The sequence below is a fragment of the Streptomyces zagrosensis genome, assembly GCF_014203645.1.
Taxonomy (GTDB): Bacteria; Actinomycetota; Actinomycetes; order Streptomycetales; family Streptomycetaceae; genus Streptomyces; species Streptomyces zagrosensis.
In genome coordinates this window covers 1-10139 of record NZ_JACHJL010000048.1, presented here as the reverse complement: position 1 = coordinate 10139, position 10139 = coordinate 1, and the positions used below count along the sequence as shown (strand labels likewise).

Sequence of the window (10139 nt, the reverse complement as noted above, 5' to 3'; positions counted from 1 at the left end):
GACGGATACGCCTTTGGGGTGGCCGGTTGAGCCGGAGGTGTAGATGACGTAGGCCAGGTGGTGGGGGGTGAGCGGCGCACGCCGATCAACATCCGTCGGATCACCGTTCGCGCACCGATACCACTGCGCCCGGGTCACCGGCGCATCGGCGGCCACCACCGGGGCGGTGAGGCCGGCGGGCAGCTCGGTGGCGGTGGCGCTGGTCGTGAGAATCAGCGCCGGGGCGGCGTCGGCGACCAGATAGCTGATGCGCTCGTGCGGATAGGCCGGGTCGATGGGCAGATATGCGGCGCCCGACTTGAGTACCCCGAGCAGGACCGCCACCTGCTCGGCCGAGCGTGGCATGGCGATACCTACCAGCTGCTCGGGGCCGATTCCGCGGCCGATAAGCCAGTGCGCGATCTGGTTGGCGTGGGCGTTGAGCTCCCCATACGTCCAGGCATCGCGCCCATCGCTGACGGCCAGGACATGCGGGGTGGCGGCGGCCCGTGTCTCGAACAGCGCCGGGAATGTGGCCTCGGCACACTCCGGGTCGCTGGGGCTCCAGTCCGTGAGAACCTGGCGCCGCTCTAGCGCGGTGGTCAGCTCCACGGCGCCGATGCGCACCGTGGGGTCGGCGACCACCGCGCGCAGCAACCGCGACCAGCGGCCGACGAACGCCTCCACGGTTGAGGGGTCATACAGGTCGGTCGCGTACTCGACGGTGACGCTCACGCCGTCCGGTACCGAGCCACAAAAGCTCTCCGCAAGGCTGAACAGCACGTCGTAGCGGGCCGTGCCGGTCTTCACGAACCGCGGGCGGATGCGTAGACCCGGCAGGTCGAAGTGGGACTCCTCGTTGTTCTGGAGCACCAACGCGACCTGATACAGCGGGTTGTGGGCCGCTGAGCGCTGCGGGTTGAGCTTTTCGACCAGGGTGTCGAAGGGGATGTCCTGATGGCTGTAGGCGGCGAGGCTGGTTTCGCGTACGCGGCCGAGTAGATCGGCGAAGGAGGGGTTGCCGGAGGTGTCGGTGCGTAGCACGAGGGTGTTGACGAAGAAGCCGACGAGGTCGTTCAGATTGTCATCGGTACGGCCGGCGACATGGCCCCCTACGGGGATGTCGGTGCCCGCGCCGAGCCGGGTCAGCACGGCGGCCAGCGCCGCCTGGAGCACCATGTAGACGGTCGTGCCGGTGGAGCGGGCCAACTCGGTGACCGCCTGGTGCAGCTCGGGCTCCAGGTCGTACCAGGCCACCTCGCCCGCGGAGGACATCACGGCGGGGCGGGGCCGGTCGGTGGGCACCGTGACCTGCTCGGGGAGGTGGGCCAACTGCCGCTCCCAGTAGGCGTACTGGCGATTGAAGAGACTGTCGGGGTCGCTCTCCTCGCCCAGGACCCGGTGCTGCCACAGGGTGTAGTCCGCGTACTGCACCGGCAGCGGTTCCCACGGTGGGGCCTGGCCGGCGCGGCGTGCGGCGTAGGCGGTGGCCAGGTCTCCTGCCAGCGGATTGATGGACCAGCCGTCGCCCGCGATGTGGTGCACCAGCAACATCAGCACGGATTCGGTAGGGCTGAATACGAACAACGATGCCCGCAGCGGCACCTGGGTCGCCAGGTCGAAGGCGAAGCGACCGGCGGCGTTGAGCGCGTCGGCCAGTTCCTCCTCGTTCGCCACCTGCCGCACCGCGAGGTGCACCCGCGCCTCGTCGGGTTCCACAATCCGCTGGTACGGGCCGTCACCCGCATCCGGGAACACCGTACGCAGCGGTTCGTGGCGGGCCGCGACATCGTTCAGCGCCGCCTCCAGTGCCCGCTGGTCGAGTTCGCCCGAAAGACGCAGCGCGAACGGCATGTTGTACGTGGCGGAGGGGCCCTCCAACTTGTGGAGGAACCACAGCCGTTGTTGCGCGTAAGACAGCGGCAGCCGGTCGGGCCGAGCCGCCCGGTCGATCGCGACCAGCGCGGCCTGCGCCTGGCCACCCTCGGCCAACTGCCCCGCGAACTCAGCGACGGTCGGGGCCGTGAAGAGGGTACGCAGCGGCACCTCCACATCGAAGGCGGTGCGAATGCGGCTGATGAGCTTGGTGGCGAGCAGGGAGTGGCCGCCGAGGTCGAAGAAGTTGTCGTCGATGGTGACGGCGGGCAGTCCCAGGATCTCCGCGAAGACCGTGCACAGGATCTCTTCCTGCGGGGTGCGGGGCGGGCGCCCATCGGTGCGGCCCGTGGTGTCGGGCGCAGGCAGCGCCTTGTGGTCGATCTTGCCGTTGGGGGTGAGGGGAATGCTGGTGAGCGGGGTGATGGTGGCGGGCACCAGGTGTGCGGGCAACTGGGCGGTGAGGCGCTCGCGCAGGGCGGTGATGAGCGCGGTGGTGGTGAGGCTGGTGCTGGGGGTGTTGGCGAGGGCGGAGGGGGAGCGGCTGATGTGGGCGGGCCGATAGGTGCCGGTGTAGGCGCTTGTGGGGTGGTCGGCGGGGATGAGGATGAGGTCGAAGGCGTCGGTGGAGTGGCCGTTGTACGTGCACAGGGCGCGGTAACCGTGCGCAGTGGCCCACTCGACCGCGGCCTGGGGGTCGATGGCGGTGGGGTCATCGGTGTCGAGGATGCGGCGTACGTCCTCGATGGGGGCCTGTGCCTGGGTGGCGTGGAGGGCAGCGGTCTCAGCGGTGAGCCGCTTGTTGGGCAGTGCGGTGATGCGTAGCGGTGTCTGGTGCTGATGGGTGAGACGGGCCAGCTCCGCGGCCAGGCCCTGGGGCGTCGCGGTGGTGTCCGAGGTGGCCCACGGCTGTTCGGGGAGGGACTGGAGGGGCAGGGGTTCGCTGGGGTTGGTGTGGAGGGTGGTGTTGTAGCGGTGGCGGGTGAGTTCGTTGTGCGGGGTGCCGTGCTTGATGCGGGTATCGACGGCGGTGATGTGGGGGTGGTCTTCGGCGTACGCGGTGAAGAACGCCGGGTGAATGAGGAGTTCTTCCTCGTTGATCACGGCCTGCTGCGCGGTGTGGTGCAGGGCGGCCGTGTCGGCCGCGGTGGGGGCGTACACGGCAGTGCGGAAGGCGGCATGGGTGGCGTGGTGGCGGATGTCGCCGAGGATGATGCGCCCGCCGGGCGCCAGCCGTTCGATGGCCTGGTTGAGGACATCGGTCAGATAGCGGTGATGAGGGAAATACTGGATGACCGAATTGAGGATGATGGTGTCGAAGGTGCCGCCGGGGATGCCAGTGAAGTCATGGGCCGGCTGGCAGCGCACGTGGACGTGTTCCCAGTTCCTGGCCTCGGCCTGCTCGCTGAGGTAGCGGGTGGAAGCGGGGGAGAGGTCGGTGGCCCAGTACCGTTCCACGGTGGGTGCCAGGGGCGCGAGCAGCAGACCCGAGCCGGCGCCGATCTCCAAGATGGCGCGGGGCTGGTGTTCCCGGATGAGGTCGAGCGTGTCCGCGCGCCACTCCTGCATGTCGGGCAGCGGAATGGGCTGTCCGGTGTAGGAGCTGTTCCAGCCGCGGAAGTTGCTGCCGAATGCGATATGCGCCGACTCGCCATAGAGGGTGTCGTACATATCCCGCCACTCCGCCACCCGCTCCTCGCTGGTGGCGGTCTCCGCCAGGGCCGGTACGACGTACGCGGCAAGGCGCACATCGCCCTCGTCGGAGCGACGGGTGGTGACCACCGCGCGGGCGACGCCCGGATGGTCGGACAACGCTGCCTGAATCTCGCCGAGTTCGATGCGGAAGCCGCGGATTTTGACTTGGGTGTCGGTGCGGCCGAGGTAGTGGAGTTGGCCGTCGTGGTTCCAGCGGGCGAGGTCGCCGGTGCGGTACATGCGGGAGCCGGGTGGTCCGTACGGGTTGGCGAGGAATCGGTCTGCGGTGAGGGCAGGACGGCCCAGGTAGCCGCGGGTCATGCCGGGGCCGTGGATGTATAGCTCGCCGGGGATGCCGGGGGCGACGAGTTGGAGTGTGTCGTCCAGGACGTAGAGCTGGGTGTTGAGGAGGGGGTAGCCGATGGGGGTGTGGTGGGTGGTGAGGGGGTGGCTGATGGTGGCGGCGACGGTGGTTTCGGTGGGGCCGTAGAGGTTGAGCATGCGTCGCCCTGCCGACCACGGCTCGACCAGATCGGGTGGGCAGGCCTCGGCCCCGACGATGAGGGTGCGGAAGTCGGTGAGGGCCTGCGGGGCGTCGTCGGGGAGGGTGGCCAGTACCGATGGCGGGATGAAGGCGTGCGTGATCCGCTCATCGGCCAACACCGTAGCCAACTCATCGCCGGCCAGCCGCTGCTGTTGAGGAATGACCAGCGTGGCGCCGGCCGTGAAGGCCAGCATGTACTCAAGGACCGAGGCATCGAAACTCATGGACGCCAGTTGCAGCACTCGGCTGTCCGCATCGGCCCGGGAGCGCTCGACCAAGGTGGCACCGAGCCCCGCCAGCCCACAGTGGGTGACCGACACGCCCTTGGGCCGGCCGGTAGAACCGGAGGTGTAGATCACGTAGGCGAGATGGTGCGGCGCGAGGGGGGCGCCCTGCCGGTCGGCGTCGGTCGGATCGGTGGCGGCGTACTGGCCCCATGCCGTCACGGTTTGCGGTGCGTCGGTGACCACCAGCTCGGTGCCTAGCTCCTGCGGCAGGTCGCTGAGGGTGGCGCCGGTCGTCAGAACCAGCCGGGGCCCCGCGTCGGCGACGAGATAGCCGATCCGCTCGGCCGGATAGCTCGGATCGATCGGCAGATACGCGGCGCCTGCCTTGGCGATGCCGAGAATCACCGCGAGCTGTGCGGCGGAGCGCGGCATCGCGACACCCACCACCTGCTCGGGACCGAGCCCGCGGGCGATGAGCCAGTGCGCGATGCGATTGGCCCGCGCGTTCAACTCCCCGTACGACCAGACGTGCTCACCGTCGCTGACGGCGGGAGCCGCTGGCCGGGCCGCGGCCTGGTCCTGGAACAGCGCGGGCAGCGTCGCCTCCGCAACATCCGGGTCGGTCGGGCTCCATTCGGTCAGGACCCGGCACCGTTCCTCGGCGGTGATCAACTCCACCGCGCCAATGCGCCGAGACGGGTCAGCGGCCAGCTCCCGCATCAGACGGGTCCAACGGCTGATGAACGCCGCGATCGTGGCGCGGTCGAACAGATCGGTGGCGTACTCGGCCCGAATCTCCAGGCCCGCAGGCGCCCCGCTGGCATCCTGGTGCTCGCTGAGGCTGAGGAAGAGGTCGAACCGCGAGGTCTTGGGGTCCACGATTTCGGTGCGGACCTTCAGCCCCGGCAGATCGAACTGCCAGGCATCGTTGTTCTGGAGGACCAGCGCTACCTGGAACAGCGGCTGGTGCGAGGTGGACCGCTCCGGATTCAGCTTCTCCACCAGGGTGTCAAAGGGCAGGTCCTGATGCGTGTACGCGGCCAAGCTCGTCTCCCGCACCCGGTCCAGGAGTTCGGCGAAGGTAGGGTCGCCGGAGGTGTCGGTGCGCAGCACCAACATATTGACGAAGAAGCCGATCAGATCGTGCAAGCTGTCGTCGGTGCGGCCCGCGACGCCGCCGCCCACCGGAATGTCGGTGCCCGCGCCGAGCCGGGTCAGCAGCGCGGCCATGGCGGCCTGGAGCACCATATAGACGGTCGCCCCCGACGAACGCGCCAACTCGGTCACCGCAGCGTGTAGTTCGGCGTCCAGGCTGAACCAGGCAGCGTCACCCGCGTAGGACTTGACGGCCGGGCGGGGCCGGTCGCTGGGCAGTGTCACGTGCTCCGGAAGGTCGGCGAGTTGCTCGGCCCAGTACGCGTACTGCTGGGCGAAGCGACTGTTCGGATCGCCTGCGTCGCCCAGCAGCCGGTGCTGCCACAGTGTGTAATCGGCGTACTGCACCGGCAGCGGTTCCCAGGCCGGGGCGCGGCCCTCGCGGCGCGCGGCGTACGCGGTCACGAGATCGGTGGCCAGCGGACGCAGCGACCAACCGTCCCCCGCGATGTGGTGCAGCACCAGCATCAACACGGCCTCCCCGGGGCCGGTCGTATACAGCCACGCACGCAGCGGGAGGTGTGAAGCCAGGTCAAAGGGGTGGTGCGCCGCCTGCGTCAACAGGCCGGGCAACTCCTCTTCGCTGACGGGCATGGGCCGCAACTCGACGGTTGCCTGGTCGGGCTCCACGATGTGCTGGTATGGCCTGCCATCGACCTCCGGGAACACCGTCCGCAGCGGCTCGTGCCGCGCGACCAATTCGGCAAGGGCCGCGCGCAGCGCGTCCAGGTCGTACTCGCCACTGAGCCGCAGCGCGAGCGGCATGTTGTACGTGGCGGACGGGCCCGCCAACTGGTGCAGGAACCATAGCCGTTGCTGCGCGTACGACAGCGGAAGTCGCTCGGGCCGTGGGGTGGGCAGCAGCGGTGCGCGCGTGTGCGTGCCGGTGAGCCGCGGGGCGAGCGCGGCCACGCTGGGTGCCTCGAAGAGGAGGCGCAGCGGGACCTCCGAGCCCAGGGCGGTGCGGATGCGGCTGGTGAGCTTGGTGGCGAGGAGCGAGTGCCCACCCAGGTCGAAGAAGCTGTCGTCGATGGAGACCGTGGACAGGCCGAGGACCTCGGCGAACAGCGCGCACAAGATCTCCTCTTGCGGAGTGCGTGGCCCCCTGCCGCCGTCCGCGAGCATCGGGAGTTCGGGCGCGGGCAGGGCCTTGTGGTTGACCTTTCCGCTGTGGGTGAGTGGGAGGCTCGCGATGAGGGTGATGGCCGCCGGGAGCATATAGCCGGGGAGCCGCTGTTGCAGCGCCTGGCTCAGGAGCGAGGGGGACAGCTCGGCGGACCGCTCGGGCACCGCGTACGCGACCAGCCGCACGCCGCCCTGCTCGTCCCGGTGGGTGATGGCGATGGCCTGGGCGACGCCGGGCTGCGCGGTGAGGGCGGCCTCGACCTCGCTGAGTTCGATCCGGAAGCCGCGGATCTTGACCTGGTGGTCGGTGCGGCCGAGATAGTCGAGTTGGCCCTCGCGGTTCCACCGGACCAGGTCGCCGGTGCGGTAAAGGCGCGAGCCGGGCGGCCCGAAGGGATTGGCCACGAACCGCTCGGCGGTCAGGGCGGCCCGTCCCAGATAGCCGCGGGCGAGGCTGGGCCCGGCGACGTACAGCTCCCCAGGCACCCCCGGAGGCAGTGGCGTCAACTGGCGGTCGAGGACGTAGAGCCGGGTCCCCACGATGGGCGTGCCGATCGGTGCCCGGCCGTCGATCAGGGGCCCACTGGTGGCGGAGCAAATGGTGGTCTCGGTCGGGCCGTAGGCGTTGATCAGGGTGCGACCCGGCGCCCACTGCTCCGCGAGCTGAGACGGCAGCGCCTCACCGGCGACGGCCAGTGTGCGCAGCTCGGTCAGCGCGCCGGGGCTGGCTGCGGGGAGGGTGGCCAGCACCGATGGAGGGAGCGTGGCATGCGTGATCCGCTCCTCGGCCAGCACCGTCGCCAACTCTTCGCCCGCTAGGCGTTGCTGGTGTGGCAGGACCAGGGTGGCGCCCGTGGTGAGCGCCATGGCCAGCTCCCATACGGAGGCGTCGAAACTGGGCGACGACAGCTGCGCCACGCGGGAGCCGGTGCCGGGGGCGAACCGTTCGGTGTGCGTGGCATTGAGCGCGGCGATGCCGGTGTGGGTGACTGCCACGCCCTTGGGGCGGCCGGTGGAACCCGAGGTGTAGATCACGTACGCGAGATGGTGCGGGGTGATCGGCGCACCGTGTCGGTCGGCGTCGGTCACATTGGCCGGGGCGTACGTGTCCCAGGCCGCCAGGATCGCTGGTGCGTCGATGGCGATGAGCGGCGCCGTCAGTTCGTGCGGCAGGTCGGCCGCCGTGGCCTCGGTGGTCAGGACCAGCTTGGGGCGGGCGTCGTCCACCACATAGCCGATGCGCTCAGCGGGGTAGGCCGCATCGATCGGCAGGTAGCCAGCACCTGCCTTCATGATGCCGAGGATGACGGCGACCTGTTCGATCGAGCGCGGCATGGCCACACCCACCAGTTGCTCGGGGCCGATCCCCCGGGCGATGAGCCAGTGCGCGATCTGGTTGGCCCGGGTGTTCAACTCGCCGTACGTGCGCGTGAGGTCGCCGCTGCTGAGCGCCGGCGCGTCGGGGTGCGCGGCGGCCTGCGCCTCGAAGAGCGCGGGCAGCGTGGCCGGTACGACGCCGGGGCGCGAGGGATTCCAGTCGGTGAGGACCTGTTGCCGCTCCTGCTCGGTGGTCAGCTCCACGGCGCCCATGCGCTGCCGCGGATCGGTGACCATCGCGCGCAGCAACCGCTCCCAGCGCACGGCGAGCGCGGTGATGGTCTCGGGGTCGTAGAGGTCGGTGGCGTACTCGGCCCGGACCCGCACGCCGCCGGGCGTCTTCGCCTCGTCGAACACCTCGCTGACGCTGAGGAAGAGGTCGAACCGGGAGGTGCCGGTAGTGACGGTTTCGGTGTGGGCCCGCAGCCCGGGCAGGTCGAAGTGCGCCTCTTCGTTGTTTTGGAGCACCAGCGCGACCTGGAACAGCGGGTGGTGGGCCGCCGAGCGTTCGGGGTTAAGCTTTTCCACCAAAAAGTCGAAGGGGACGTCTTGGTGGGTGTAGGCGGCCAGGCTGGTCTCGCGCACCTGAGCTAGCAGATCGGTGAAGGTCGGGTCGCCCGAGGTGTCGGTGCGCAGGACCAGCATGTTGACGAAGAAGCCGACCAGATCTTCGAGGTCTTCATCGGTGCGGCCGGCCACACCGCTGCCCACGGGGATGTCGGTGCCCGCACCGAGCCGGGTGAGCAGCGCGGCCATCGCCGTCTGGAGGATCATGAAGACCGTGGTGCCGGTAGAGCGGGCGAGTGCCGTGATCGACCGGTGGAGCGCGGTGTCCAGGGCGAAGTCCAGGGTGTCCCCCGTGTACGACAGGACGGCGGGTCGCACCCGGTCGGTGGGGATGGTGACCTGCTCGGGCAGCTCGGCCAGTTGCTTCGCCCAATAGTGGTGTTGCTCGGCGAACAGACTCTGCGGGTCGGCTGGATCACCGAGGAGCTGGTCTTGCCACAGCGTGTAATCCGCGTACTGCACGGGCAGCGGCGACCACTGCGGCGTGTGCCCCGCGCGGCGGGCACCGTACGCGTTGACGAGGTCACGTGCCAGCGGGTTGATGGACCAGCCATCGGCGGCGATGTGATGGAGGACCAGGACAAGGACCGCCTGCCCTGGGCCCGTGGTCAGCAACTCGGCCTTGACCGGGACGTCGGTGGCCAGCTCGAACGTGTGGCGCGCTACCTCATCGATCGCTCCGGGCAACTCTGCCTCGGTGCACTGCCGCTCCGACAGGTTGAGGGTGATCCGGGCCGGGGCAAGGATGTGCTGATACGGGCCATCGGCGCTCTCCGGGAAGATGGTACGCAGCGTCTCGTGTCGGGCGATGACGTCGCCCAACGCTGCTTGCAGCGCACGAGTGTTGAGGTCGCCGGCCAGCCGCAGCACGAACGGCAGGTTGTACGTGGCCGATGGGCCTTCTAGCTTGTGGAGAAACCACAGCCGCTGCTGGGCCGCGGACAGCGGAAGGCGGCTTGGGCGCTTGCCGGGCGTCAGCACCGCACGCGTGCGGCCCTCGGTGAGTTGAGGGGCCAACGCGGCGACGGTGGGGGCCTCGAAAAGCAACCGCAGCGGGGCCTCGGAACCCAGGATGGCGCGGATGCGGCTGGTCAGTTTTGTGGCGAGCAGGGAATGGCCGCCGAGGGCGAAGAAATCATCATCGATGGACACGGCGGGCACGCCGAGAATGTCCGCAAAGAGGGTGCACAGGATCTCTTCTAGCGGCGTGCGTGGTGCGCGCCCTTCCGTCGCGTGGGCGCCATGCTCCGGAACCGGGAGCGCCCGGTAGTCGATTTTCCCGTTGTGGGTGAGCGGAATATCGTCAAGAGGGACGATGCTCGCCGGAACCATATAATCGGGAAGTGTTTGGCGCAGCATCTCGCGCGTTTCTGCCGCGGAAAATTCGCCCACCGATGAGGGAACCGTGTACGCGACAAGTCGTGCATCGCCCGCGCTTCCTTCGTAGGTCGTCACCACGGCCCGGGCGATATCGGGTTGTGCGGCGAGGGCGGCTTGGATTTCGCCGAGTTCGATGCGGAAGCCGCGGATTTTGACTTGGGTGTCGGTGCGGCCGAGGTAGTGGAGTTGGCCGTCGTGGTTCCAGCGGGCGAGGT

The 10139-nt window shown here is 69.2% G+C and carries 1 protein-coding gene; it reads right to left on the bottom strand.

Translation table 11 applies throughout. The features are described from left to right. Positions 1–10139 (bottom strand): non-ribosomal peptide synthetase (locus FHS42_RS35855; RefSeq protein ID WP_184580533.1); only part of this gene is annotated, 10139 nt, incomplete at both ends.